Genomic DNA, 25794 nt, shown 5'->3' on the forward strand with positions numbered 1-25794 from the left:
TAGGCAGCGGAACGGTTTGCTTCCCAGCCGGGAGCGAGTGGGTGATCCCCGCTCGCTGCCCGGTTTTTTTATTTTCCGGTTGGCACGGTTTCGATAAGGCGCCGCGCCGTGATCGCGCTTTGCGTCGCGTTGACGTATTTTTGGAAGTGCGGCGTCGCGCGGTGGTGCTGGTAGGCCTGCTCGTCGGCGTAGATTTCGAAGAACCGCAGGTGATTCGGCTGGTCTTTCAAGGCCACCGCGTAGATCGCGAAGACGCCCGGTTCGACGCGGATCGAAGCGTCGATCTCTTCAACCACAGCCGCCTTGTAGGCGTCGAGCTTTGCCGGATCGATGACCAGCTCGGCGATGCGCACCTGAACGCCTGCCGGCGGCAACCCCGGCTTGGCGCCGAGCTTCACGGGAACGGCTTCAAAAAGTTTGTGCTCGACCACCATCCGGCTTGTGGCGGAATGAAATTTTTGAAAGTGTGGTGTGTGCAGATGGTTCTGATAGGCGTCGGCATCGGCATAAATCTCCAGCACGCGCACGCGATCCGGCCGATCTTTTTCGGCGGCCGAGTAAAACGCGGTGACTCCCGGCTCCGTGCGCCGCGTTTGGCGGATATTTTCATTCGCCTGCACCGCGAAGCGATCCAGTTGGGCCGGGTCGATCTGCAGCTCCGACCAGCGGATGTGGGGCACGGGGTTCTCCTTCGCATCAGGGGTGTTCCCGGCGACCGCCATCGGACCGGCGGGAAGCAGAGCGGCCGCCGCGATGCAGAACACGCATGTGCGCCGCCTGACCGATCTTGCCATGGCGGCTCGGTCTTCCATTGCTTGCGTCATGGACGCTCCTCTCAATCGGATCACAGCCCCAGCAGTCGCTCGGCGTTGCCGTGGGCGATCAGCGCCTTGTCCGCGTCGCTCACCGGCAGGCGCTCGATGAAATCGCGCGCCCCGTCCAGGCTTTGATAAGGATAGTCGATCGAGTACAGGATGCGCTCCGCCCCCATCATCGCATGAATGAACTGGAAGTGCGGCATCGTCAGCATGCCGCTGGGCGAGACGTGGACGTGTTCACGATAGGTTTGTGCGATCGGCCGCGCGAGGCCGGAAGCTTCCTGCGGAATCGAGTCTTCCAGCCGTTGCAGGAAGAACGGCACCATTTCGCCCCAGTGGCCGCTGATCACCTGCAGTCCCGGGTGGCGGTCGAACGCGCCGGCGAGCAGCATGCGCACGACCTGGATGCCGGCCTCGTTGTGCCAGCCCCAGGCGAACATCGCCAGCCGCGCGCCGAGTTCGCGCTCGAAGCCGCCGTAGTAGGGCGCCTGGACCGCCGGCAGCGGCAGGCCGGGATGGACGTACAACGGCACCTTCAGTTCGTCGAAGGCGGCGAGGATGGGCGCGTAGCGCGGGTCGTCGAGGAAGCCGTCGCCGGGGCGGCCGTTGATCAGCGCGCCCTTCAGGCCGAGCTGCTTGACGGCCCGCTCCAGCTCGCGCGCCGCCGCCTCCGGCGCCTGCCACGGCAACGTGGCGAAGCCGGCGAAGCGCGTCGGGTGCGCTTGCGCGGCCTGGGCCAGCCGGTCGTTGGCGGCGCGGTTCAGATCGATCGACTGCGCGTCGGGCAACAGCTGCGGAAAGCCGCCATAGGACAGCACCTGCATGGTGATGCCGGCGCCGTCCATGTCGGCCAGGCGCGCCGCGCCCATCTCCAGCCCCTTGCGGGTCGAGTCGCTGGCGGCGATGACGTGCGGCCGGCCGGGGTGGGCCACGTGCACGCCGTCGGTCACCCGGCTGCCCCAGTCCGGCAGATAGGGCGCCTGCGCCAGGGCCAGTTGTTGCGTGGCGGCGCCGATGGCCGGATCGAGTACATGCTCTTCAACACAGATCAGTTTCATCGCGCCCTCCAGGTTGTCGCGTTACGTCAACAAGGCGTCGCGCAGCGCCACGCCCAGGCTGGCGGCCGATTGCGGATTTTGACCCGTAATCAGGCGGCCGTCGACGACCACGTTGTCGGCCCAGTTGGCGGCGTTCTGATGGTGCGCGCCGCGTTCGGTGAGGGTGCTCGCCAGCAGGAACGGCACGACGTGGGTCGACTGCACCTCCTCCTCTTCGTCGTCGGTGAAGGCGGCTAGGCGCTTGCCGGCCACCAGCAGAGTGCCGTCGGCGCGGCGGGCGTTGACCAGCGCCGCCGGTCCGTGGCAGACGGCCGAGACGATGCCGCCGGCCGCGTCGATCGCGCGGATGGCGTTTTGCGCGGCCGCGTTGTCCGGGAAGTCCCACATCGTGCCGTGGCCGCCGGCGAAGAAGATGGCCGAATAGCGCGCCGGATCGATGTCGTCCAGCGGCAGCGTGTGCGAAATGGCGTGGCGGAAATCGGCGTCGGCCCAGTAACGCGCGATGACCGGGTCGCTCATGTCCTCGAGGCCGTCGAGCGGGGCGTCGCCGCCTTTCGGCGAGGCGAACTCCACCGCGATGCCGGCAGCCTGTAGTTTTTCCAGCGGGTGCGTGACTTCGGCCAGGTTGTAGCCGGTGGGGATGCCGGTCGCGCCCTTGACGGCATTGCTGCTGACGACGAACAGGACGGGCTTGATGTCGCTTGCGTTGGTGGCCATGGGGTTCCTTGATTAAGCGTTAGCGGGTGCGAACAGCATTTCCCAGTTGAGGAAGGGACCGAGCGGGATGACGTCCCAGTCGATCAGTCCGGCTTTGGCGAGCGGGAATTCGCGCAGCGCCTGCCGGGCCGCTTCGACCGACTCGCATTCGGCGATGATGGCCACACCAGGACGGTCCTGGCGGAAATACATGTCGCGCACGACGCCACTCTTGTAGAGCTGCCAGGCGTGGCGCGCCTCGTCGAGCATGTGCGGTTGGTATTTTTCCATCGTGGCGCCGGGCTGGGGGATGTCGAGGCAAAGCAGTTTCATGGTGTGGCTCCTTGATCAGCAGAAAGAGGCCGGCGGCCGGGAACACCGCCGCGACGGCTAGGCGCTATGCTAAAGTAGAAAAATACGATCCTTGGTAGAGATAAATTCCGATGAAAGAAGAATTAAATTCCCCGATGATTCAACTGGACGCGCTGCCGGCGGGCCAGGAGCGCCTCGACGGCATCACCGTGTTCGTCGAGGTGGTGCGCCTGGGCGGGCTGGCGCGTGCCGCCGAGCACTTGGGCTTGACGCGCTCGGCGGTAGGGAAGGCGATGGCGCGGCTCGAGGCGCGGCTGGGCGCGCGCCTGTTCCACCGCGCCGCGCGGGTGCAAAGCCTGACCGAGGATGGCCAGATCTACCACGAGCACTGCCTGCGCGCGCTGGCGGCGATGCGGGCGGCCGAGGCGCAGATGCTGTCCGGCCGGCGCGAGGTGGCGGGCCGGCTGCGCGTGTCGATGCCTGTGCTGTTCGGCCGCCATTGCGTGGCGCCCATCCTGCTGGAGTTGGCGCGCCGGCACCCGGCGCTGGACCTGTACCTGAGTTTTAGCGACCGCCCGGTGGACGTGCTGGCCGAAGGCTTCGACCTCGCCATCCGCAGCGGCGTGCTGGGTGCCGACAGCGACGGGCTGCGCGCGCGCAAGCTGGTGGTGCAGCGCAAGCGCGTGTGCGCGTCGCCGGCCTACCTGGCCGCCCGCGGCGTGCCGCGCGACACGGCCGCGCTGGCCGCGCACAGCATCCTGCAGTACCGGCGCGGCGACCGCATCAACGTCTGGCAGTTGGCCGACGCCAGCGGGCGCATCGTCGACACGCCGCTCTCCTCGCGCCTGCAGCTCGACGACCTGGAGGCGATCGCGGACGCCGCCACCGCCGGGCTGGGCCTGGCCTGGCTGCCCGAATGGCTGGTGCGCGAGCGCCTGCGCGACGGCCGCCTGGTGGGCGTGCTCGACGACCTGCCAAGCGCGACGATGGATTGCTATGCCGTCTGGCCCGGCACGTCGCACATGCCGCTGCGCCTGCGGCTGGCGATCGACGCGCTGGTCGAGCAGCTTCCTGCCGCCCTGTAACCCCCCGGGGTCAGTGCCGACATTCGGACACAAGCCGAGCCGTAGAAAGACAGCCGACCTCCTAAGCATTAGTTCGTGTCCGAATGTCGGCACTGACCCCTGCGGTTTTTTTGTGGCGGCGGGCGGCTTGCCGCGCGGGAGGCGGCGTGCTACCATTTTCTCCGTCGAAAGAGCGCAGACCCGATGGTAGCCCGGTCACCGTCCCTCCCCCGGGGCGGCTGCTTTTCCCAACAGGGTATCCGCGACACCTGCACCGGCTTGCCGGTGGTACAGGTGTGCCCGCGGAAAACCCTCGTCTTCGTCGGCACACCTTCCCGTTTACAACCAAAGAAGGAGCCCCGACATGCATCTGACATCTAACACCATACTCATCACCGGCGCCGCCGCCGGCATCGGCTTCGCGCTGGCGCGCCAACTCGCCGAGCGCGGCAACCGGGTCATCATCTGCGGACGCGGCGAAGAGTCGCTGCGCCAGGCGCAGGCGCAAGTGCCGGCCCTGATCACCCGCGTCTGCGACATCACCGACGACGCCAGCCGCCGGGCGATGGTGGACTGGCTGGGCGCCAACCATCCCGCACTGAACGTGGTGATCAACAACGCCGGCGTGCAATACCGCCGGAACTATCAAGAGGCCGGCGCGTTCGACCATCTGGAACAGGAGGTGGCGACCAACTTCACCGCGCCGGTGCGGCTGGTCGGGGAGCTGCTGCCGCTGCTGTTGCGGCAGCCGACGGCGGCGATCGTCAACGTCAGCTCGGGCCTGGCGTTCGCGCCGCTGGCCGACATCCCCATCTATTGCGCCACCAAGGCGGCCATGCATTCGTTTACGCTCACCTTGCGCCACCAGCTCAAAAGCACCGGGGTGCGCGTGGTGGAGATGGCGCCGCCCATCGTCGACACCGGCCTGGGCGGGGGAACGCGCAGTGGCGCCGCCAGCGGCCAGCCGATGATGTCGCCGGAAGCGTTCGCCACGGAGGCGCTGCTCCAGTTGGAGGACGGGCGCGACGAGGTGCTGGTCGGCCTGTCGGCGGGCTCGCGCAAGATGGGCGAGGCGTTGTTCGAGCGCATGAACGGCGGCTGAACGGTTCTGTTCAGCCCGGCCCGGCCGGGATGCGCCTACATCGCGGCCAATGTGCCTGTCCGCACGGTTATTTATCCGGCGCCAGTCAGAATCCGGTAAGAGTTTTGCCCGCACACTGGCTACCGCGCCGCAGCAATGTAACATTTCATGCTTGGTGTAAATTGCTGACTTGAGATTCAGTAGTGTTGTATTATCTGCCACGCACCAGAGCGCCAACGGCCCGGAATCGGGCCGTCTCCAGCAGAGATTAACCTTTCTGCACTACAATACGGCATTAAAAATAATGAGTTCAGTCGTGCCTAATCTTGTCGAAATCCGTGATTTACACTTTTCCTATGGAAAGCGCTCGATTCTGTCGGGCCTCCAGATGGATTTCCCGCGCGGGAAAGTGATCGCAGTGATGGGCGGTTCGGGCAGCGGCAAGACGACGGTATTGCGACTGATCGGCGGCCAGATCCGCCCGCAAAAAGGCCAGGTGAAAGTCCAGGGCCAGGTTGTGCACAAGTTGAATACCGCCGGATTGTATCTGCTGCGGCGCAAAATGGGCATGCTGTTCCAGCATGGCGCGCTATTCACCGACCTTACCGTCTTTGAAAACGTCGCCTTCCCGCTGCGCGAGCACACCGATCTGCCCGAAGAGCTGATCCGCAACCTGGTATTGATGAAGCTGCACGCGGTCGGGCTGCGCAACGCCGCCAAACTGAAGCCGGCCGAGATCTCCGGCGGCATGGCGCGCCGCGTCGCGCTGGCGCGCTCGATCGCGCTCGACCCCGAACTGATCCTGTACGACGAGCCGTTCGCCGGTCTCGACCCGATCTCGATGGGCGTGACCGCCAACCTGATCCGCAACCTCAACACCGCGCTCGGCTCGACCACGGTGCTGGTGTCGCACGACGTCAAGGAATGCTTCGCCATCGCCGACTACGTCTACTTCCTGTCGCAGGGCAAGATCGTCGCGCACGGCACGCCGGCCGACATGATGGTGTCGACCGATCCGTACGTGCACCAGTTCGTCAACGCCGAAGCGGACGGCCCGGTGCCGTTCCACTATCCAGGCAAGTCCCTGGCCGATGATCTGGGCCTGGGGGGGAAAGCATGACTGTAAGAAATTGGTTGTCCCAGCTGGGCGCGCCGCTGCGCGACTACATCGAAAGCATCGGTTACGGCGCGCGCCTGTTCCTTAATATGCTGGGCTTGTCGCCCGGCCTGCTGCGCCGCCCGCGCCTGCTGATCGAGCAACTGCACTTCATCGGCAACTATTCGATGCTGATCATCACCCTGTCCGGCCTGTTCGTCGGCATGGTGCTGGGCCTGCAGGGATATTACACACTGAATAAATACGGCGCCGAGCAGTCGCTCGGCCTGCTGGTGGCCCTGGGCCTGACGCGAGAGCTGGGGCCGGTCATCACCGCGCTGCTGTTCGCCGGCCGCGCCGGCACCTCGCTGACGGCGGAAATCGGCCTGATGAAGGCGGGCGAGCAGTTGTCGGCGATGGAAATGATGGCCGTCAACCCGATCCAGCGCGTGCTCGCGCCCCGTTTCTGGGCCGGCGTGATCTCGGTGCCGCTGTTGGCGTCGGTGTTCAGCGCCGTCGGCGTCATGGGCGGCTGGCTGGTCGGCGTCAAGCTGATCGGGGTCGACGAGGGCGCCTTCTGGTCGCAGATGCAGGGCGGCGTCGATATTTGGAAGGATATCTTCAACGGCTTCGTTAAGAGCGTGGTGTTCGGCATCGCCATCACCTTTATCGCGCTGTACCAGGGTTATCAGACCCAGCCGACGCCGGAAGACGTGGCGCGCGCCACCACCCGCACGGTCGTGATTTCATCGCTGATGATCTGGTGGCTCGATTTCATGCTGACCGCTTTGATGTTCAGCAAATAAAACATTATAAAGAATACTTAGTAGTATTACGCGAGGATAGCTATGCAACGTAAATCACTGGATGTCTGGGTCGGTCTGTTCATCGTCATCGGCGTGGCCGCGCTGATGTTCCTGGCGCTGAAAGCCGGCAACATGGGTTCCATGTCCTTTGGCAAGACCTATCCGATCACGGCCAAGTTCGACAACATCGGCAGCCTGCGTCCGCAGGCGGCGGTCAAGGCGTCGGGCGTGGTGATCGGCCGCGTGGGCGAGATCAAGTTTGATGACAAGAGTTACCAGGCGCTGGTAACCTTGAATATGGAAGAAGGTTATAAATTCCCTAAGGACAGTTCCGCCAAAATTCTGACGGCCGGTCTGCTGGGCGAGCAATACGTAGGCATCGAGGCCGGCGGCGACACGAATAATCTCGCCGCCGGAGACAAAATCGCACGAACCCAATCGGCCGCCGTGCTGGAAGACCTGATCAATCAGTTCATCTACAGCAAGGCCGCCGAAGGAAAAAAGGAAGAATAAATGTCTAGCACCCCGAAACACTTCCGTCAGGCCGCGCTGGCGCTGGGCGTCACCGTGATGCTGGCCGGCTGCGCCGGTCCCAACCCGCGCGATCCGTACGAGAGCTACAACCGCGCCGTGTTCTCGTTCAACGACACCGTCGACACCTACGCGTTGAAGCCCGTTGCGACCGTGTACCGCGACGTTACGCCGTCGTTCGTGCAAACCGGCGTCGGCAACTTCTTCGGCAACCTGGGCGACGCCTGGACCGCCGTCAACAACCTGCTGCAAGGCAAGGGCGAGGCCGGCATGACCGACGTCACCCGCTTCGCGCTGAACTCGACCCTGGGCATCCTGGGCCTGTTCGACATCGCCTCCGAGGCGGGCCTGCAAAAGCACAAGGAAGACTTCGGCCAGACGCTGGGCACCTGGGGCGTGTCGTCCGGTCCCTACCTGATGCTGCCGCTGCTGGGGCCGTCGACGGTGCGCGACACCGTGGCGCTGCCGGCCGATTTCGCCGGCAACATCTGGTCGTACAAAACCCCGGTCTACCTGCGTAACATCGGCACCGGCGTCAACCTGGTCGACACCCGCGCCAGCCTGCTCGACGCCACCAGCATGCTGGAAGACGCCGCGCTGGACCGCTACGAGTTCATCCGCGACGGCTACCTGCAGCGCCGCGAGAGCCTGATCCATCCGGACGGCAACCCGAATAGTTCCAAGAAGCAGGATCCGGCCGACGAGGGCGCCCCGGCGGCCAAGCCCGACGCCGCGCCGGCCGCGCCGGTGACGCCGCAGGCGGCCGCGCCGGCCCCCGCCGAGACGAAGTCTGCGGAAAATTCCGCAACCGTGTCATCCGAATCGGCGCCCAAGGAGTTAACATCCGGTACGCCGGCTGCGAGCGACGCCAGCCTGTGACCCCGAAGAACCCACATAGGTAGATAAAAGATGAAATTGTTCAAACAACTGTTAGCCATCGCCACCGTCTCGCTGGCCTTCAACGCCCACGCCGCCGGTCCCGCCAACGAAGCGCCGGACGCGCTGGTCAAGCGCATCAGCCAGGACGTCATCGAGACCGCCAAGACCGATAAGGCGATCCAGGCCGGCGACACCAAGAAAGTCATGCAGCTGGTCGAGACCAAGATCCTGCCGTACGTCGACTCGGACCGCATGACCTCGCTGGCGGCCGGCCGTTTCTGGCGCGACGCCACCCCCGAGCAGAAAAAGCAGCTGTCGGAGCAGTTCCGCACCCTGCTGATCTACACCTACTCGGGCGCGCTGTCGCAGATCAAGAACGAAACCGTGGACTTCCAGCCGCTGCGCGCCGACCCGTCGGACACCGAGGTGGAAGTGCGCTCGAAGGTCAACATGACCCGCGGCGAGCCGATCACGCTGAACTATCGCGTCGCCAAGGGCGCCGCCGGCTGGAAGATCTATGACATCAACGTCATGGGCGCCTGGCTGGTCGAGACCTACAAGGGCACGTTCGCGTCGGAGATCAGCAAGGGCGGCATCGACGGCCTGATCAAGACCCTGACCGCGAAAAACCAGTCGCTGGCCAGCAAACCTTTGAAAACTACGGCAAAATAACGTCTCCGCGACGTTTTTCCTAAGATAACGACCATGTCCGAACCGACCGACAACCTGCAATCGCTCACGTCCCTGACCGTGCTCAACGCCACCGCGGCGCTGGAACGCGGCCTGGCCGCCATCAAGGCCGGCCAGACGGTGTTCGATTTGCGCCACGTGTTGACGGTCGATTCGGTGGCCGTTTCGGTCTTGCTGGCTTGGCAACGCGCCGCCAGCGAGGCCGGCGTCAAGCTGGAACTGAAGAACCTGCCGCCTGCGCTGCAAAGCTTGACCAAGCTGTACGGCGTCTGCGCGCTGGTCTTCCCCGAGCAAAGCGATCCCGCGCAAGCCTGCGCCGGCCAGGCCGACGTGCCTGCCGACCTGCACCACCATCATTGACCCCCGCCCCACCCCGCCGCCCGCTGTCTCCCTGAGTTACCCCCGGTTATTGCCCATCCGGCTCTGCCGAACCAGATTTCCAATATAATTGAACGTTGCCACCGCCTAAGAGCCGTGGCGCCTGGTCTACCTTCCGCCGTTAGGCATCAATACGCATCCCGCGCCGGTCCACGCCGCCGCACACAACTGATAAGTCAAGCATGACAGCGATCCAAATAACGAATGTCGAGAAGCGCTACAAGTCGCTCCAGGCACTGGGCGGCGTCTCCCTCTCGATCGAGGAGGGGGAGTTCTTCGGCCTGCTGGGCCCCAACGGCGCCGGCAAAACCACGCTGATTTCCATCATCGCCGGCTTGATCCGGCCCGACGCCGGCAAGGTGTCGATCCACGGCCATGACGTCACCGGCGACTTCCGCGAGGCGCGCCGCAAGCTCGGCGTGGTGCCGCAGGAGCTGGTGTTCGACCCGTTCTTCACCGTGCGCGAAACGCTGCGCCTGCAGTCGGGTTACTTCGGCCTGCCCAACAACGACGCCTGGATCGACGAGGTGATGCACAACCTCGACCTGACCAACAAGGCCGACACCAATATGCGCGCGCTGTCGGGCGGCATGAAGCGCCGCGTGCTGGTGGCGCAGGCGCTGGTGCACAAGCCGCCCGTCATCGTGCTCGACGAGCCGACCGCCGGCGTCGACGTCGAACTGCGCCAGACCTTGTGGAAGTTCATCTCGCGCCTGAACCGCGAGGGCCACACCGTGGTGCTGACCACCCACTACCTGGAAGAGGCGCAAGCGATGTGCAAGCGCGTGGCCATGCTCAAAAGCGGCAAGGTCGTCGCGCTGGACACGATGGCGGCGCTGATCCGCCGCATCTCCGGTTCGCAGCTGATCGTCAACATGGCGCGGGGCGAGCTGCCGGCCGATTTGCAGCACCTGGTCACGCACCCGGAAGCTTCCGAGCACGGACGTAAATACAGCCTGCGCATCAACGAGTATTCGGAGGTCGAGGCCATCCTGGCGCGCCTGCGCGAGTCCGGCGCCGTCATCGACGACATGCAGCTGCAACAGGCCGACCTGGAAGACATCTTCCTGCAGATCATGGACAAGGGAACCGTATGAACTTCATCTCAAGCGGCTTCCGCACCCTGGTTTACAAGGAGACCCTGCGCTTCTGGAAGGTGGCCACGCAGACCGTCGCCGCACCGATCCTGACCGCTATGCTGTACCTGTTGATCTTCGGCCACGTGCTCGAAGGGCGTGTGCAGGTGTATGAAGGCGTCAGTTACACCTCGTTCCTGATCCCCGGCCTGGTGATGATGAGCGTTTTGCAGAACGCCTTCGCCAACTCGTCGTCGTCGCTGATCCAGTCCAAGATCACCGGCAACCTGGTGTTCGTGCTGCTCACGCCCCTGTCGCACTGGGAGATCTTCTCCGCCTACGTGTTGGCGGCGATGGTGCGCGGTATCGTGGTCGGCTGCGGCGTGTTCGCCGCCACCGCCTACTTCGCCCACATGTCATTCACCGCGCCGCTGTGGATCATTGTGTTCGCGCTGCTGGGCGCCGCCATCCTCGGCACCATGGGCCTGATCGCCGGCATCTGGGCCGAGAAGTTCGACCAGTTGGCCGCGTTCCAGAACTTCCTGATCATGCCGCTGACGTTCCTGTCCGGCGTGTTCTACTCGATCCACTCGCTGCCGCCGTTCTGGCTGACGGTGTCGCACCTGAACCCGTTCTTCTACATGATCGACGGCTTCCGCTACGGTTTCTTCGGCCAGTCCGACACCAATCCATGGACCAGCCTTGCCATCGTCTCGGCCTTCCTGGTGGTGCTGTCGTTGGCCGCCATTCGTCTTCTGCGCAGCGGCTATCGTTTACGCCACTAAGCGTCGTTATTTAAGGATTCATCATGACCACCACTCCAGAACTGATCCACGGCTACATCTCGGCCGGCCTCGAATGCACCCACCTCGAAGTGGAGGGCGACGGCCAGCACTTCCAGGCCGTCATCGTCTCCCCGGCGTTCGCCGGCAAGCGTCCGATCCAGCGCCACCAGATCGTCTACGCCGCGCTGGGCGACCGCATGCGCGAAGAGATCCACGCGCTGTCGATGAAAACCCTCACCCCTGAAGAATACAAAGGATAAGCATGGACAAGCTCCTCATCCAAGGCGGCAACCGCCTGCACGGCGACATCAACATCTCCGGCGCCAAGAACGCGGCGCTGCCCATCCTGTGCGCGGGCCTGTTGACCGCCGGCGATCTGGAACTGACCAACGTGCCGCACCTGCACGATGTCGCCACGATGCTCAAGCTGCTCAAGGAAACCGGTTTGCAGGTCAAGCAGGATGGCGACGCCGTCACCCTCAACGGCTCCGCGATCGACAAGCTGGAAGCGCCGTATGAGCTGGTGAAAACCATGCGCGCCTCGATCCTGGTGCTCGGCCCATTGCTGGCACGCTTCGGCGAGGCCAAGGTCTCGCTGCCGGGCGGCTGCGCGATCGGTTCGCGTCCCGTCGACCAGCACATCAAGGGGCTGCAGGCGCTGGGCGCCGAAATCACCATCGACGCCGGCTACATCTACGCCAAGTGCGCAAAGCTCAAGGGCGCGCGCATCGTCACCGACATGATCACCGTGACCGGCACCGAGAACCTGCTGATGGCCGCGACCCTGGCCGAAGGCGAGACGATCCTGGAAAACGCCGCGCGCGAGCCGGAAGTGACCGACCTGGCCAACCTGCTGGTGGCCATGGGCGCCAAGATCGAAGGCATCGGCACCGACCGCCTGGTGATCCAGGGCGTGGCCGAGCTGCATGGCGCAAAACACGCCGTCATCTCCGACCGCATCGAGGCGGCGACCTTCCTGTGCGCCGTCGCGGCCACCGGTGGCGACATCACGATCCGCAACACCCGCGTCGACATCCTGGACGCGGCGCTCGACAAGCTGCGCGAAGTCGGCCTGAAGATGACCATCGGCGACAACTGGATCCGCGCGCAAATGGACCAGCGCCCGGAGCCTGTCACCTTCCGCACCACCGAATACCCCGGCTTCCCGACCGATATGCAGGCGCAGTTCATGGCGGTCAACACCATCGCCACCGGCGCCAGCCGCGTGACCGAGACCATTTTCGAGAACCGCTTCATGCACGTGCAGGAGATGAACCGCCTGGGCGCGTCCATCGAGACCGACGGCAACACCGCCTTCATCAAGGGCGTCGCGCAGCTGGTCGGCGCGCCGGTGATGGCGACCGACTTGCGCGCCTCGGCCTCGCTGGTGATCGCGGCGCTGGCCGCGCGCGGCGAGACGCTGATCGATCGCATCTACCACCTCGATCGCGGCTACGACCAGATGGAAGTGAAGCTGTCCGCCGTCGGCGCCAACATTAAACGCATCAAGTAACCCGGATTAAGTAAACATGAGCGCATTCCAAGCTAATTCGCAGCTGATCCTGGCGCTGTCGAAGGGACGGATTTTCGAGGACACCCTGCCGCTGCTGGAAGCGGCCGGCATCACCGTCACCGAGAACCCCGAGACCTCGCGAAAGCTGATCCTGTCGACCAACGATCCCGACGTGCGCGTCATCATCGTGCGCGCCACCGACGTGCCGACCTACGTGCAGCATGGCGCGGCGGACTTCGGCGTGGCCGGCAAGGACGTGTTGCTGGAGCACGGCGGCGAGGGCTTGTACCAGCCGATCGACTTGAACATCGCGGCCTGCCGCATGTCGGTCGCCGTCAAGAACGGCTTCGATTACGAGACCGCCGTGCGCCAGGGCGCGCGCCTGCGCGTGGCCACCAAGTTCGTGCAGACAGCGCGCGAGCACTTCGCCAAGAAGGGCGTGCACGTCGACCTGATCAAACTTTACGGCTCGATGGAGCTGGCGCCGCTGGTCGGCCTGTCGGACGCCATCGTCGACGTGGTCAGCACCGGCAACACGTTGCGCGCCAACGACCTGGTCGAAGTCGAAGCCATCATGGACATCTCGTCGCGCCTGATCGTCAACCAGGCCGCGTTGAAGCTCAAGCGCCAGCGTCTGCAACCGATCATCGAAGCGTTCGAACGCGCCTCGAAGTTATGAACAAGCTGTAACCACGGATTCCATCATGCCGATTCAAATCACCAAGCTCGATTCCACCCAAGCCGATTTCAAAAAGTCACTGGACACCCTGCTGGCGTTTGAAGCGGGCACCGACGACGCCATCGAGCGCGCCGTCGCCGGCATTCTGGCCGACGTCAAGGCGCGCGGCGACGCCGCAGTGCTGGAATACACCAACCGCTTCGACCGCATTCCGAACGGCGGCGCCGCCAGCATGGCCGCCTTCGACATTCCCGAATCCGAATTGCAGGCCGCGCTGGCCGCGATTCCGGCCGCGCAGCGCGAGGCGTTGCAAGTGGCCGCGCAGCGCATCCGCGTGTTCCACGAGCGCCAGAAGCAGGAGCTGCAAGGCTTCACCTACACCGAGCCCGATGGCACGGTGCTGGGACAGAAAATCACCCCGCTCGACCGCGTCGGCATCTACGTCCCGGGCGGCAAGGCCGCCTATCCGTCGTCGGTGCTGATGAACGCGATCCCGGCGCACGTCGCCGGCGTCGGGGAAATCATCATGGTGGTGCCGACCCCGGACGGCGTGAAGAACCAGATGGTGCTGGCCGCCGCCGCCATCGCCGGCGTCACCCGCGTCATCACCATCGGCGGCGCGCAGGCCGTCGGCGCGCTGGCCCACGGCACCGAAACGATACAACCGGTCGACAAGATCGTCGGTCCGGGCAACGCCTACGTGGCCGCCGCCAAGCGCCGCGTGTTCGGCATCGTCGGCATCGACATGATCGCCGGTCCTTCGGAAATCCTGATCGTTTGCGACGGCACCACCGATCCGGACTGGGTGGCGATGGACCTGTTTTCCCAGGCCGAGCACGACGAACTGGCGCAGGCCATCATGCTGTGCCCCGACGCCGACTACATCGCCCGCGTGGAAGAGAGCATCAACAAGCTGCTGCCGACGATGCCGCGCCAGGCAACCATCCGCACCTCGCTGACCGACCGCGGCGCGCTGGTCAAGGTGCGCGACATGGACGAGGCCTGCGCCATCGCCAATTCGATCGCCGCCGAGCACCTGGAAATCTCCGCCGAGAATCCGCAGCAGTGGGCCGACAAGATCCGCCACGCCGGCGCCATGTTCCTGGGCCGCTTCTCGTCCGAGTCGCTGGGCGACTACTGCTGCGGCCCGAACCACGTGCTGCCGACGTCGCGCACCGCGCGCTTCTCGTCGCCGCTGGGCGTCTACGATTTCCAGAAGCGTTCATCGGTCATCATGGTCAGCGAAGCGGGCGCGCAAACGCTGGGCAAGGTCGCTGCCGAACTGGCCTACGGCGAAGGCCTGCAGGCGCACGCCCGCAGCGCCGAACTGCGTTTGAAGACGCCGCGATGACCGTGGCCGTGGCCATGGAAAGCAAGGAGACCTGGATCAACCAGGTCTTCTGCGAGGATGCGCTGGCCGGACTGGCGCGCATCCCGGATGGTTCCATCGATTTGATCCTGACCGATCCGCCCTACAACCTGGGCAAGGACTACGGCAACGATTCCGACTCGCAGACGGTCGAGGAGTACCTGCGCTGGACCGAGCAGTGGATCGACGCCGCGCTGCCCAAGCTGAAACCCAACGGCAGCCTGTATATCTTCCTGACCTGGCGCTTTTCGCCGGAGATCTTCGTGCTGCTGAAAAAACGCATGACGATGATGAACGAGATTATCTGGGACCGCCGGGTGCCGTCGATGGGCGGCAGCGTGCGCAGTTATTCGTCGGTGCACGACACCATCGGCTTCTTCGTGCGCCGCAAGGACTACTACTTCGATCTGGACGCCGTGCGCATCCCGTACGACGCCGAGACCAAGAAAGCCCGTTCGCGCTCGATCTTCGTCGGCGCCAAATGGCTCGAAGTGGGCTACAACCCCAAGGATTTGTGGAGCGTGTCGCGTCTGCACCGCGAGCATCCCGAGCGCGCCGACCATCCGACGCAAAAGCCGCTGGAGATCATCGAGCGCATGCTCAAGGCTTCGTGCCCTCCGGACGGCGTGGTGCTGGACCTGTTCATGGGCAGCGGCACGACGGCGATCGCCGCCAAGCGCTGCGGACGCAATTTCGTCGGCTTCGAGCTCAATCCCGATTATTGCGCCATCATCGCCGAACGCATCGCGGCGGCGGATTTACCGCCACCGCCCGAAAAAAAGAAGCCCGTCCCCCGCAGCAGTAAAAAACCCGCGGTGAAACGCACCGCAACAACCACCTAGGAGCCCACGTAAGATGTCTTCCATCGACACCCTGATCAACACCACCATCCGTTCCGATGTGCGCGCCGTCAATGGCTACCACGTCGCCGACGCGAGCGGTTTTATCAAGCTGGATGCGATGGAGAACCCTTACCACCTGCCCGAGCATCTGACGCGCGAACTGGCCCAACGCCTGGCCGACGTCACCCTGAACCGCTATCCGGTGGCCTCCTACGAAAGCACCAAGCAACGCATCCGCGCCAAGCTGGGCATCCCGGCCGGCTACGACGTCATGCTGGGCAACGGCTCGGACGAACTGATTTCGATCCTCTGCATGGCCTGCGCCCACCAGGACCGCCGCGCCGTCGCCATCTCGCCGACGCCGTCGTTCGTCATGTATTCGCGCTCGACCAAATTCGCCGGCATGGACTACGTCGGCGTGTCGGTCAAGGCCGACCTGACGCTCGACATGCCGGCCATGCTGGCGGCGATCGAAAAGCACAAACCGGCGCTGGTGTTCCTGTCGTACCCGAACAACCCGACCGGCAACCTGTTCTCGGACGACGATATCGTCACCATCATCAAGGCGCTCGATGGTTTCGGCCTGGCGGTGGTCGACGAGGCCTACGAGCCGTTCGCCCAGCAAACCTTCATGCACCGCCTGCCGGAATTCGACAATCTGATCGTCATGCGCACGGTGTCCAAGCTCGGTTTGGCCGGCATCCGCCTCGGCTACATGTCCGCCGCGCCCAAATTGCTGGAGCAATTCGACAAAGTGCGGCCTCCTTACAACATCAACGTATTGACCCAGACGGCGGCCGAATTCGCGCTCGACCATCTGGAGGTGCTGAACCAGCAGGCGGCCGCGTTGCGCGCCGCACGGACCGATCTGATGGCCGCGCTGGCCGCTATGCCGGGGGTCGAGGTATTTCCGTCGGCGGCGAATTTTATCTTGATTCGGGTGCCAAATGCCGATGATGCCTATGCGAAACTACTGTCTCACAAGGTATTAATTAAAAATATGAGTAAAATGGATACCGTGATGGCCAATTGTTTACGTGTCACGGTCAGCACACCGGAAGAGAATGCCGCCTTCCTGGATGCCCTGTCGGCATCCCTCGCATCGCTTGCAGCTTAAATCACCGCCACCGAGTCTTTCATGAACCGCACCGCAGAAATCATCCGCAACACCAACGAGACGCAAGTCCGCGTTTCCATCAATCTCGACGGCACCGGCAAGCAAAAGCTGAACACCGGCGTGCCCTTCCTCGACCATATGCTGGACCAGATCGCGCGCCACGGCCTGTTCGACCTCGACGTCGAAGCCACCGGCGACATCCACATCGACAACCACCACACGGTGGAGGACGTCGGCATCACGCTGGGCATGGCCGTGGCCAAGGCCATCGGCGACCGCAAGGGCATCGTCCGCTACGGCCATTCGTACGTGCCGTTGGACGAGGCGCTGTCGCGCGTGGTGCTCGATTTCTCCGGCCGGCCGGGCATCGAATACCATATCCCGTTCACGCGCGCGATGATCGGCACCTTCGACGTCGACCTGACCCTGGAATTCTTCCGCGGCTTCGTCAACCACGCGCTGGTGACCTTGCACATCGACAACCTGCGCGGCACCAACGCGCACCATCAATGCGAAACCGTGTTCAAGGCCTTCGGCCGCGCGCTGCGCATGGCGTCCGAGCTGGACCCGCGCGCCGCCGGCACCATTCCTTCGACCAAGGGCAGCCTGTAAGGCTTAGCGAACCACCTACTCATCATGAAAAAAATTGTCGTAGTTGATTACGGTATGGGTAATCTGCGTTCGGTCGCGCAAGCGTTGCGCGCCGTCGCCCCCGAGGCCGACGTCCTGATCTCCGGCCAGGTCGCCGATATCGAAAGCGCCGACCGCATCGTGCTGCCGGGCCAGGGCGCGATGCCGGACTGCATGCGCAGCCTGCGCGAGTCGGGCGTGCAGGAGGCGCTGATGGTGGCCGCCCGCAACAAGCCGCTGCTGGGCGTGTGCATCGGCGAGCAGATGCTGTTCGACGCCAGCGAGGAGGGCGGGGCCGCCGGCCTGGGCCTGCTGCCGGGCAAGGTGGTGCGTTTCCAGCTCGACGGCCGGTTGCAGGAGGACGGTTCGCGCTTCAAGGTGCCGCAAATGGGCTGGAACCAAGTCCGGCAAAACGCGTCCCACCCAATGTGGAGCGAAATCGCCGACAACAGTTATTTCTACTTTGTGCACAGTTATTTCGCCCAGCCGGAGCACAGCGCGCACACCGTCGGCACCACCGTCTACGGTGCGCCGTTCAGTTGCGCCGTCGCTCGTGATAATATTTTTGCCACACAGTTCCATCCGGAGAAAAGCGCCGCGACCGGGCTGCAGTTGTACAAGAACTTCGTTCACTGGAATCCCTGATCGCCCTGGCTTGTAACCCCGAACCTTTCACCTTCTCACACTTAAAACCATCATGCTGCTCATTCCTGCCATCGACCTCAAAGACGGTCACTGCGTTCGCTTGAAACAAGGCGATATGGAACTCGCCACCGTATTTTCCGAAGATCCGGCCGACATGGCTTTGCATTGGCTGAAGCAGGGCGCGCGCCGCCTGCATCTGGTCGATCTGAACGGCGCCTTCGCGGGCAAGCCGAAGAACGAGGGCGCCGTCAAGGCGATCCTGAAGGTGGTGCAGGAGTACGCCGAGGAAAACGGCCTCGACGAAATCCCGGTCCAGCTGGGCGGCGGCATCCGCGACCTCGACACCATCGAGCGTTATCTGGACGCCGGCATCAGCTACGTCATCATCGGCACGGCCGCCGTCAAGGAGCCGGGCTTCCTGCACGACGCCTGCGGCGCCTTCCCGGGCCACATCATCGTCGGCCTGGACGCCAAGGACGGCAAGGTCGCCACCGACGGCTGGAGCAAGATGTCCGGCCACGAGGTGATCGACCTGGCCAAGAAATTCGAGGCCTACGGCGTCGAAGCTATCATCTACACCGACATCGGCCGCGACGGCATGATGGGCGGCGTCAACATCGACGCCACCGTCAAGCTGGCGCAGGCGGTCAAGATCCCCGTCATCGCCTCCGGCGGCCTGCACAACCTGGCCGACGTCGAAGCGCTGTGCGCGGTGCAGGACGAGGGCATCGAGGGCGTCATCTGCGGCCGCTCGATCTACGAGGGCACGATCGACCTGGCCTCGGCGCAGTTGCGCGCCGACGAGCTTAGCGGCGACCTCATCGACGACGAGGAAGAATAAGGCTGCCATGCTCGCTAAACGCATCATTCCCTGCCTGGACGTGACCGACGGCCGCGTCGTCAAAGGCGTCAACTTCACCGAGCTGCGCGACGCCGGCGATCCGGTCGAGATCGCCCGCCGCTACGACGAGCAGGGCGCCGACGAACTGACCTTCCTCGACATCACCGCCACCAGCGACAACCGGGGGCTGATCCTGCACATCATCGAGGCCGTGGCTTCGCAGGTGTTCATTCCGCTGACGGTGGGCGGCGGCGTGCGCGAGGTGGCCGATGTGCGCCGCCTGCTCAACGCCGGCGCCGACAAGGTCAGCATGAACTCGTCGGCCGTGGCCAATCCGCAACTGGTGTTCGACGCCTCGCAAAAGCACGGTTCGCAGTGCATCGTGGTGGCGATCGACGCCAAGCAGGTCTCGCCCGGCAAGTGGGAAGTGTTCACCCACGGCGGCCGCAAGGCCACCGGCATCGACGCCATCGAGTGGGCTGTCAAAATGGAAAAACTGGGCGCGGGCGAAATCTTGCTCACCAGCATGGACCGCGACGGCACCAAGTCCGGCTTCGACCTGGGCCTGACGCGCGGCGTGTCCGACGCCATCGGCATCCCGGTGATCGCCTCGGGCGGCGTCGGCGGCCTGCAGGACCTGGCCGACGGCGTCAAGCTGGGCAAGGCCGACGCGGTGCTGGCGGCCAGCATCTTCCACTACGGCCACCACACGGTGCAGGAAGCCAAGCGTTTCATGGCACAACAGGGCATTCCGATGCGCCTGACCAATTGATCACAGCACTGGATAGCATTATGTCGACCACCCCGAGCAGCCTCGCCAAAGCCAAGTGGCTGAAAAAGATACAATGGGACGAAAACGGCCTGGTGCCGGTCATCGCCCAGGAAGCCGGCAGCAATGACGTGCTGATGTTCGCGTGGATGAACCGCGACGCCCTGGCCAAGACGGTCGAGCTGGGCGAGGCGGTGTACTGGAGCCGTTCGCGCAAGAAACTGTGGCACAAGGGCGAGGAGTCCGGCCACACGCAAAAGGTGCTGGAAATCCGCCTCGACTGCGACGAGGACGTGGTGCTGCTCAAGATCGAACAGGCCGGCGGCATCGCCTGCCACACGGGCCGGCATTCGTGCTTCTACCAGAAGTTCGAGGGCGACGCGCTCGAGGGCGACTGGCAGAACAGCGAGCCGGTGCTGAAAGACCCGTCCGATATTTACGCGGCAAAGCCGAAGAAGACACCATGAGCACACAACTGGACCGCCTGGCCGAGCTGATCGAGTCACGCAAGCCGGCCAACGGCGGCGACCCCGCCGCCTCCTACGTCGCCAAGCTGTTCGCCAAGGGCGACGACGCCATCCTGAAAAAAATCGGCGAGGAGGCCACCGAGACCGTCATGGCCGCCAAGGACGCGCGCCATGCCGGCGGCGGCGCCGACAAGGTCTTGTACGAAGTGGCCGACTTGTGGTTCCATACGCTGGTGCTGCTGGCCCAGTTCGATCTGAAGCCGCAGCAGGTGCTCGACGAGCTGGCGCGCCGCGAAGGCGTGTCGGGCCTCGCCGAAAAAGCCGCGCGCAAGGAATAAGTCCGAAACTTTGATGGAGTCGCTGTGGAAAACTGTTTGTTTTGCAAGATAGCCGAAAAGAAAATTCCTTCGACGGCCGTGTACGAGGATGATGAGTTGCTTGCGTTCAAGGATATCAATCCGGCGGCGCCCGTGCATCTGCTGGTGATTCCTAAGAAACACATCTCGACCCTGTCCGATTGCAGCGCCAACGAGGCGCCACTGCTGGGCAAGATGCTGGCCCTCGCCCCCCGTCTGGCAGAGGAATTCGGCTGCGCGGTCAGCTACGATGCGGACGGCACGCCCGGCGGTGGTTACAAAACCCTGATCAACAGTGGGCCGGACGGCGGGCAGGAGGTGTACCATCTGCATGTGCACGTGATCGGTGGCGCGCACCCCTGGCGCGGCCAGCGGTAAAAGCCGGTGTCGGTCCGGCCTACCGGTGGTTTATATCGCTTGCCACATGACATCTACATGACACGCCGCTGTTCGCTTATACTGTCGCACGCGGTTCTTGAATCAACGGATAATCTGGGCGCATGCGCCTTGCAAGGGGAATATGATGGGTTCATTTAGTATTTGGCACTGGCTGATCGTTCTGGTGATTGTGATGCTGGTCTTCGGCACCAAGAAACTGAGCAATATGGGTTCCGACATCGGCAAGGCCGTCAAAGGCTTCAAGGATGGCGTCAAGGGCGACGAAGACAAGCCCGTCACACCGGCGGCGCCAGGCACCATCGACGTCGACGCCAAAGAGAAGAACAAGCAGTAAGCCGTTCCGGGCCCGCGAATTGTCGCCGGGCCCCTGGCTTACGCGCATATCCTATGATCGATCTCGGTCTTACCAAACTTGCTGTGATCGGCGTGGTTGCGCTGATCGTCATCGGTCCCGAAAAGCTGCCCCGCGTGGCGCGCATGGCCGGGACCTTGTACGGGCGCGCCCAGCGCTACCTGAACGAGGTCAAATCCGAGGTCTCGCGCGAAATCGAGCTGGAGGAACTGAAAAACCTTCACAAGACGGTGCAGGACGCCGCTCAGAACATCAAGAGCGATGTGGAAAACTCGATTTCGCAGAATATCTCCGAAGTCGAAAACGCCTGGCACGACACGCCGGCGTCGACACCGGACACCTCCTCGTACGGCAGCGTCAGCACGGACGACCTGGCGCGCAAGGCGCGCGAATTCCGCCGCAAGAAGGTGGTGCGCAGCGCCGCCATTCCGGCCTGGTACAAGCAGCGCCATGGCGGCAAATTGCATGTCACCTCCGGCGCGGCGCGGGTCGCCCGCTTCCGCCCACGCGGCAATACCAACGCTAGCTTCTACTAATGACTACACCGAACTCCGGCGAAGAAACCTTCATTTCCCACCTGATCGAACTGCGCGACCGTCTGGTCAAGGCGTCGATCGGGGTGGCGCTGGTGTGTTTTGGTTTGATGATGTGGCCGGGACCGGCGCAAATCTACGACTTCATCGCGCAGCCGATGATCGCCTCGCTGCCGGTCGGCTCGAAGATGATCGCCACCGGCGTCATTTCGCCGTTCCTGGTGCCGATGAAGGTGACCCTGGTGATTTCGATCATCCTGTCGCTGCCGTGGGTGCTGTACCAGTTGTGGGCGTTCGTCGCGCCCGGCCTGTACGCGCATGAAAAGCGCCTGATCGCGCCGCTGGTCATTTCGTCGTCGCTGCTGTTCATGTCGGGCGTGGCGTTCTGCTACTTCCTGGTGTTCGGCCGCGTGTTCCAGTTCATCGCCGAGTTCTCGCCGCAATCGATCGCGGTGACGCCGGACATCGAAAACTATCTCGATTTCGTCATGTCGATGTGCCTGGCCTTCGGCGCCACCTTCGAGGTGCCGGTGGTGGTGGTGATCCTGGTGCGCATGGGGTTTGTGACCGTGGCCAAGCTCAAGGAGATTCGTCCCTACGCCATCGTCGGCGCGTTCGTTATCGCGGCGATCGTCACGCCGCCGGACGCGGTCAGCATGTTCTCGCTGGCCATCCCGATGTGTCTGCTGTTCGAGCTGGGGTTGCTGGTGGCGCCGCTGTTCGTGCGCATCTCGACGGCGCCGGAAGAAAAACAGTCCTGATCAGCCCGGTAGGCGAGTCAGTATCACGGCGACCAGCCCGAGCGTGACCAGCTGTCCCGCCAGCGCGATGCCGAGCAGCCAGCGTAGCGGGCGCGCATTGGACTCGATATACGCGTGAAGCTCGGTCTTGAACTCTTCGAATCGCGCTTCAATCCCGTCGAGCCGCGCTTCCACCCCGTCGAGCCGCGCTTCGAGCCGCTCGAATCGCGCATCGATTTCCTTTTTGAAGAGGTCGAATCGCGCATCGATTTCAATCTTCAGCTGGTCGAATCGCGCATCGATTTCGACCTTCAGCCGATCCATGCGCGCATACACCTCGCTCTTCAGCATATCCATTCTCGCCAAGAGCTCGCTTCTCACCAGCACCAGTTCGGCCGGCGTGACGCTGGCCGTTGCCAGCGCCTCGCTTAATGCCTGCGCATGGGCATCAGCCTGGTCGGCCGGGATTCCGGCCTCCGCCAACCTTCTGGCGTACTCAAGGGTATCGAATTTGATCGGCATGGTCATCATCACTCCCGGCTTTTATCGTAGCAGAACCAGCCCCGCATGGGCCAAGCGACCATCGTATCGAATCGGTGGATGAGGCCTTTGCGCGCTCGCAAGCGGCCCAGTGGGCGCCCAACGTTTCGCAACATCGATGCGGTGCCGGCTACTTCGTCATCAAGCCCTTGATCACCCGCACGGGCGCGCTGCCGTAGCTAAGGAATTGCTCGTGGAATTCCTTCAGGTTGAACTTGTCGCCCAAGGCTTTCTTGCGCTCCTCGCGCAATTCCATGATCTCGCTGTAGCCACTGAAATAGCTGGTCAGCTGCACCGACGACACTTGCACCCGGTGCCACTTCTCGACCGCCTCGGTGCGCGTCTGGAAGGCCTGGCGCGTCAGCAGGTCGATCGCCTGCTCCTCCGTCATGCCCAGCACGTGCACGCTGTAGTCGAGGATGGTGTTGGTCACGCTGCGCAGGTTCCACTTCGAGTACATCAGCCACATCTCGGGCGCGTTGTCGCCGTAGCCGGACTCCAGCATCATGCGTTCGCCGTAGACCGCCCAACCCTCGACCATCGCGCCGTTGCCGAAGATCGACTTGACGATCGACGGCGACTTGTTGGCATACACCAGCTGCGCGTAGTGGCCCGGGATCGCCTCGTGGATATTGAGAATCTGCAGGATCCAGTGGTTGTACTCGCGCAGGCTGCTCTCGGCCGCCTCCGCCGTCGCGCCGTCGAGCGGGGTGACGTTGTAGTAGGTGCGGTCCTGCGGCCGGTAGGGGCCCGGCGCGTCGATGCTGGCGCCCGCCACACCCGCCTGATAGGCCGGCGTCGCGCGCACTTCGAGCTGCTTGTTGCGGTCCAGGGTCAGCAGGTTTTTGCTGATCACCCAATCCTGCAGCACCGGGATCTGGCGCTTGATCTCGTTGACGAAATCCTCGCGCCGCACGTGGTTGGCCGACAGCTTGTCGATCATCATGCCGATCTTGGCAAAGCGGTCGACCGGCTTGGCCACGCCCGCGAAATACTTGTCCCACATGTCGTCGGACAGCTTGTCCATATTGGCCAGCAGATCTTCCCGCGCGGCCAACGCCTTTTGATAGGTCTGCTCGGCGGTGCTGCCGGACTGGATGTCGTAGGCGAACTTCTGCTCATACATCGCCTTGCCGATGCGGAAGGTGCGACGGCCTTTGGTGTCCATCAGCTTGTCCATCTCGGTCAGGAAGGCCACGTAGCCGTCGACCGCCGTCAGCGCCGCGTTGACCCTCTGCGTGAATTGCTGCTTCTCGATCGGCGTCAGGATCGATGCCTGCGCCGCCTTGTCGACTTCGATCAGCACGGTCTGCACGCCGGGCGCCTGCTTGATCGCCAGGCGCGTGTGCTCGCGGGTCGGGTTGACGATATTGTTGCGCGCCGCCTCGTAATACGCCGGAATGCTGGCGATGCGCTTGAGCAAGGTGCGCAGGCGCTGGGGCTGGGCCGCGTACTCGGTGCTCAGGATCAGGTCCAGCGGACCGGCGACGTTGTAGCTGGCCGGGTTCCATTCGAACTCGCGCAACGTGGTCAGGCGGAAGCGGTCGCTATCGAGCTTGTTCATCAGCAGCGCCAGGTCGGTGCGCTGCTTCGGCGACAGCTGGCCGGCGTTGACTTTGCCGAAGCGCAGCTTCCAGTCGTCGATGAAGGCCAGTTCCTTGGCCTGCGTGGCCGCGTCCGGAATGGTCAAGGTGGCGGCGGTGTCGTACTTGCCCGCGTAGATCGCGCTTTCCGAATCGATGCGCCACAGGGCGTTGAGGAACTGGTTGCTGAGGGTGTCGAACGAGCGGTCCTGGCGCCGTTCGGACACGGCGGCCACGGCGGGCTTGGTGGCGACCACCGCCGTTGTCGCCGCAGCCGTGGCGACGGCCTTGCCTTTGCCGCCCTTGCCATCCTTCCTGGTTGTCTTGCTGTTCTTGCCAGCCTTGCCGGCGGTTGCGCTTTTGGTGCCGGTTTTGCCGGCGCTCTTGCCACTCTTGGCGTTCTTGTTTTTAGTACTGGTGCTGGCTTCCTTGTTGGTGGTCGCCGCGCCGGCCGGCGTGAAGGCGAGTGCCGCCATCACCACAGCCAGTGCAATTTTTGTCTTGATCATCGTCCGCAGCCTTGTGTTTATTTTGACAAGGCACGCGTGTCCACATCACGCTGCGGCAAGCGGGCCAAGTCGAAGCGTTGGAGATTATCACTAATCGGCCCGCTTGAGAGCGCTCGATACAAGACAAAACGCGGCAGCCGGGGAAATCCCGGTCCCCCTACGGCCGCGCCGACGGCTGTCCCATGCCGGTCGGCGACGAGATATCGCGCAGGGTTTCGGCGGTTTCCTCCGGAGCGGTCCCGGCCTCCGGGTCGGCCAGATCGGCCAGCGACACGATGCCGATCAGGGTATGCTGGTCGCGGCTGACCACCGGCAGGCGGCGCACCTGCATGTCGCGCATGTCCCGCATCACTTCGTCGATGCGTTGGTCCTCGTAGCAGTGGCAGATATCCTCGCTCATCACCTCGGCGACCAGGGTTTCCTCCGGCCCCAGGCCGGCGGCGGTGGCGCGGATGGTGATGTCGCGGTCGGTGATCATGCCGATCAGGCGGTTGCCTTCTGTGACCGGCAGCGCGCCGGCGTCGAGATCGTCCATCATCTCGGCGGCCTGCCGTATCGTATCGTCCGGGGAGACGCTGGTGACGTCCCGGCTCATGACTTCTGCAATGGTTTTCATCGTGGTTCCCCTTTACGTGACGTG

General features: G+C 63.9%; 33 protein-coding genes. 26 read left to right on the forward strand and 7 right to left on the reverse strand.

Going from position 1 to position 25794, the window contains the following annotated elements; genetic code table 11:
- Positions 1 to 68: 68 nt before the first annotated feature.
- From AC07P1_RS07930 to AC07P1_RS07945, 4 genes are read right to left on the reverse strand one after another with little or no spacing between them, the layout of a single operon-like run.
- Positions 69 to 824, reverse strand: coding sequence for a putative quinol monooxygenase (locus AC07P1_RS07930; protein WP_494695254.1), 756 nt, complete (start codon positions 822 to 824; stop codon positions 69 to 71).
- A gap of 20 nt (positions 825 to 844) precedes the next feature.
- Positions 845 to 1876 (reverse strand): amidohydrolase family protein, encoded by a 1032-nt coding sequence (locus AC07P1_RS07935; protein ID WP_494695255.1) that lies wholly within the window; start codon positions 1874 to 1876, stop codon positions 845 to 847.
- Positions 1877 to 1897: 21 nt separating this feature from the next.
- Positions 1898 to 2593 (reverse strand): type 1 glutamine amidotransferase domain-containing protein, encoded by a 696-nt coding sequence (locus tag AC07P1_RS07940; protein WP_494695256.1) that lies wholly within the window; start codon positions 2591 to 2593, stop codon positions 1898 to 1900.
- Positions 2594 to 2605: 12 nt separating this feature from the next.
- A complete protein-coding gene (locus tag AC07P1_RS07945; RefSeq protein ID WP_315216019.1) occupies positions 2606 to 2905 on the reverse strand; it encodes a superoxide dismutase in 300 nt (99 codons plus the stop codon).
- Between the two features lie 110 nt (positions 2906 to 3015).
- Here AC07P1_RS07945 and AC07P1_RS07950 point away from each other — a divergent pair, with 110 nt between their 5' ends.
- The 26 genes from AC07P1_RS07950 (at position 3016) to tatC (ending at position 22543) form a co-directional block, all read left to right on the forward strand.
- A complete protein-coding gene (locus tag AC07P1_RS07950) occupies positions 3016 to 3969 on the forward strand; it encodes a LysR family transcriptional regulator (RefSeq protein WP_494695257.1) in 954 nt (317 codons plus the stop codon).
- Between the two features lie 343 nt (positions 3970 to 4312).
- The gene (locus AC07P1_RS07955) at positions 4313 to 5050 is read left to right on the forward strand and encodes an SDR family oxidoreductase (RefSeq protein WP_494695258.1); all 738 of its coding nucleotides are present in this window, start codon (positions 4313 to 4315) and stop codon (positions 5048 to 5050) included.
- Between the two features lie 295 nt (positions 5051 to 5345).
- Positions 5346 to 6149, forward strand: coding sequence for an ABC transporter ATP-binding protein (locus tag AC07P1_RS07960; RefSeq protein WP_315216027.1), 804 nt, complete (start codon positions 5346 to 5348; stop codon positions 6147 to 6149).
- Positions 6146 to 6931, forward strand: a complete 786-nt coding sequence (gene mlaE, locus AC07P1_RS07965) for a lipid asymmetry maintenance ABC transporter permease subunit MlaE (RefSeq protein ID WP_494695259.1) — start codon at positions 6146 to 6148, stop codon at positions 6929 to 6931. Before AC07P1_RS07960 ends, mlaE begins: the two co-directional genes overlap by 4 nt.
- Positions 6932 to 6973: 42 nt before the next feature.
- A complete protein-coding gene (mlaD, locus tag AC07P1_RS07970) occupies positions 6974 to 7444 on the forward strand; it encodes an outer membrane lipid asymmetry maintenance protein MlaD (RefSeq protein ID WP_090324479.1) in 471 nt (156 codons plus the stop codon).
- On the forward strand, positions 7445 to 8341 hold the full coding sequence (locus AC07P1_RS07975; protein ID WP_494695260.1) for an MlaA family lipoprotein: 897 nt from the start codon (positions 7445 to 7447) through the stop codon (positions 8339 to 8341).
- A gap of 30 nt (positions 8342 to 8371) precedes the next feature.
- Entirely contained in the window at positions 8372 to 9013 is a 642-nt protein-coding gene (locus AC07P1_RS07980; protein ID WP_494695261.1) for an MlaC/ttg2D family ABC transporter substrate-binding protein, read from the forward strand.
- A 33-nt stretch (positions 9014 to 9046) separates the two neighbouring features.
- On the forward strand, positions 9047 to 9391 hold the full coding sequence (locus tag AC07P1_RS07985) for an STAS domain-containing protein (protein ID WP_494695262.1): 345 nt from the start codon (positions 9047 to 9049) through the stop codon (positions 9389 to 9391).
- A 200-nt stretch (positions 9392 to 9591) separates the two neighbouring features.
- Complete coding sequence (locus AC07P1_RS07990; protein ID WP_494695263.1) at positions 9592 to 10506, forward strand: ABC transporter ATP-binding protein; 915 nt, start codon at positions 9592 to 9594, stop codon at positions 10504 to 10506.
- Positions 10503 to 11270 (forward strand): ABC transporter permease, encoded by a 768-nt coding sequence (locus tag AC07P1_RS07995; protein WP_494695264.1) that lies wholly within the window; start codon positions 10503 to 10505, stop codon positions 11268 to 11270. Before AC07P1_RS07990 ends, AC07P1_RS07995 begins: the two co-directional genes overlap by 4 nt.
- 23 nt (positions 11271 to 11293) lie before the next feature.
- Entirely contained in the window at positions 11294 to 11530 is a 237-nt protein-coding gene (locus tag AC07P1_RS08000; protein WP_090324494.1) for a BolA family protein, read from the forward strand.
- Positions 11531 to 11532: 2 nt separating this feature from the next.
- A complete protein-coding gene (gene murA / locus AC07P1_RS08005) occupies positions 11533 to 12783 on the forward strand; it encodes a UDP-N-acetylglucosamine 1-carboxyvinyltransferase (protein ID WP_494695265.1) in 1251 nt (416 codons plus the stop codon).
- A gap of 16 nt (positions 12784 to 12799) precedes the next feature.
- Positions 12800 to 13462, forward strand: coding sequence for an ATP phosphoribosyltransferase (hisG, locus tag AC07P1_RS08010; protein ID WP_494695266.1), 663 nt, complete (start codon positions 12800 to 12802; stop codon positions 13460 to 13462).
- Between the two features lie 25 nt (positions 13463 to 13487).
- Positions 13488 to 14813: a histidinol dehydrogenase gene (gene hisD, locus AC07P1_RS08015; RefSeq protein WP_494695267.1), complete on the forward strand. Its 1326-nt coding sequence runs from the start codon at positions 13488 to 13490 to the stop codon at positions 14811 to 14813.
- Positions 14810 to 15673 (forward strand): DNA-methyltransferase, encoded by an 864-nt coding sequence (locus AC07P1_RS08020; protein WP_494695268.1) that lies wholly within the window; start codon positions 14810 to 14812, stop codon positions 15671 to 15673. The genes hisD and AC07P1_RS08020 overlap by 4 nt, the downstream gene beginning before the upstream one ends.
- A gap of 13 nt (positions 15674 to 15686) precedes the next feature.
- The gene (hisC, locus tag AC07P1_RS08025; protein WP_494695269.1) at positions 15687 to 16790 is read left to right on the forward strand and encodes a histidinol-phosphate transaminase; all 1104 of its coding nucleotides are present in this window, start codon (positions 15687 to 15689) and stop codon (positions 16788 to 16790) included.
- 21 nt (positions 16791 to 16811) lie between these two features.
- A complete protein-coding gene (gene hisB, locus AC07P1_RS08030; protein WP_090324507.1) occupies positions 16812 to 17402 on the forward strand; it encodes an imidazoleglycerol-phosphate dehydratase HisB in 591 nt (196 codons plus the stop codon).
- Between the two features lie 24 nt (positions 17403 to 17426).
- Complete coding sequence (hisH, locus tag AC07P1_RS08035) at positions 17427 to 18065, forward strand: imidazole glycerol phosphate synthase subunit HisH (RefSeq protein WP_494695270.1); 639 nt, start codon at positions 17427 to 17429, stop codon at positions 18063 to 18065.
- 52 nt (positions 18066 to 18117) lie between these two features.
- Positions 18118 to 18906 carry a 1-(5-phosphoribosyl)-5-[(5-phosphoribosylamino)methylideneamino]imidazole-4-carboxamide isomerase gene (hisA, locus tag AC07P1_RS08040; RefSeq protein ID WP_090324511.1) on the forward strand — a complete coding sequence of 263 codons (789 nt, stop codon included), beginning with the start codon at positions 18118 to 18120 and terminating at the stop codon, positions 18904 to 18906.
- Positions 18907 to 18913: 7 nt separating this feature from the next.
- Positions 18914 to 19678: an imidazole glycerol phosphate synthase subunit HisF gene (gene hisF / locus AC07P1_RS08045; protein WP_494695271.1), complete on the forward strand. Its 765-nt coding sequence runs from the start codon at positions 18914 to 18916 to the stop codon at positions 19676 to 19678.
- Positions 19679 to 19698: 20 nt separating this feature from the next.
- Positions 19699 to 20142, forward strand: a complete 444-nt coding sequence (gene hisI / locus AC07P1_RS08050) for a phosphoribosyl-AMP cyclohydrolase (protein WP_494695272.1) — start codon at positions 19699 to 19701, stop codon at positions 20140 to 20142.
- A complete protein-coding gene (locus AC07P1_RS08055; RefSeq protein ID WP_494695273.1) occupies positions 20139 to 20480 on the forward strand; it encodes a phosphoribosyl-ATP diphosphatase in 342 nt (113 codons plus the stop codon). Before hisI ends, AC07P1_RS08055 begins: the two co-directional genes overlap by 4 nt.
- A gap of 24 nt (positions 20481 to 20504) precedes the next feature.
- Positions 20505 to 20876, forward strand: coding sequence for a histidine triad nucleotide-binding protein (locus tag AC07P1_RS08060; protein ID WP_494695274.1), 372 nt, complete (start codon positions 20505 to 20507; stop codon positions 20874 to 20876).
- Positions 20877 to 21021: 145 nt separating this feature from the next.
- Positions 21022 to 21231 carry a Sec-independent protein translocase subunit TatA gene (gene tatA / locus AC07P1_RS08065; RefSeq protein WP_494695275.1) on the forward strand — a complete coding sequence of 70 codons (210 nt, stop codon included), beginning with the start codon at positions 21022 to 21024 and terminating at the stop codon, positions 21229 to 21231.
- Between the two features lie 53 nt (positions 21232 to 21284).
- Positions 21285 to 21785, forward strand: coding sequence for a Sec-independent protein translocase protein TatB (tatB, locus tag AC07P1_RS08070; RefSeq protein WP_315216089.1), 501 nt, complete (start codon positions 21285 to 21287; stop codon positions 21783 to 21785).
- Complete coding sequence (gene tatC / locus AC07P1_RS08075; RefSeq protein ID WP_315216092.1) at positions 21785 to 22543, forward strand: twin-arginine translocase subunit TatC; 759 nt, start codon at positions 21785 to 21787, stop codon at positions 22541 to 22543. Before tatB ends, tatC begins: the two co-directional genes overlap by 1 nt.
- On the opposite strand, the gene AC07P1_RS08080 is transcribed toward tatC, so the two are convergent.
- The 3 genes from AC07P1_RS08080 to AC07P1_RS08090 all read right to left on the reverse strand — a co-directional run bounded on the left by AC07P1_RS08080 (position 22544) and on the right by AC07P1_RS08090 (position 25770).
- Positions 22544 to 23050 (reverse strand): hypothetical protein, encoded by a 507-nt coding sequence (locus AC07P1_RS08080; RefSeq protein ID WP_494695276.1) that lies wholly within the window; start codon positions 23048 to 23050, stop codon positions 22544 to 22546.
- A 142-nt stretch (positions 23051 to 23192) separates the two neighbouring features.
- A complete protein-coding gene (locus AC07P1_RS08085; RefSeq protein WP_494695277.1) occupies positions 23193 to 25154 on the reverse strand; it encodes a DUF885 domain-containing protein in 1962 nt (653 codons plus the stop codon).
- A gap of 157 nt (positions 25155 to 25311) precedes the next feature.
- A complete protein-coding gene (locus AC07P1_RS08090) occupies positions 25312 to 25770 on the reverse strand; it encodes a CBS domain-containing protein (protein WP_494695278.1) in 459 nt (152 codons plus the stop codon).
- Between the last annotated feature and the right edge of the window lie 24 nt (positions 25771 to 25794).

Source organism: Duganella sp. GW821-FHT07F09, from assembly GCF_059418705.1.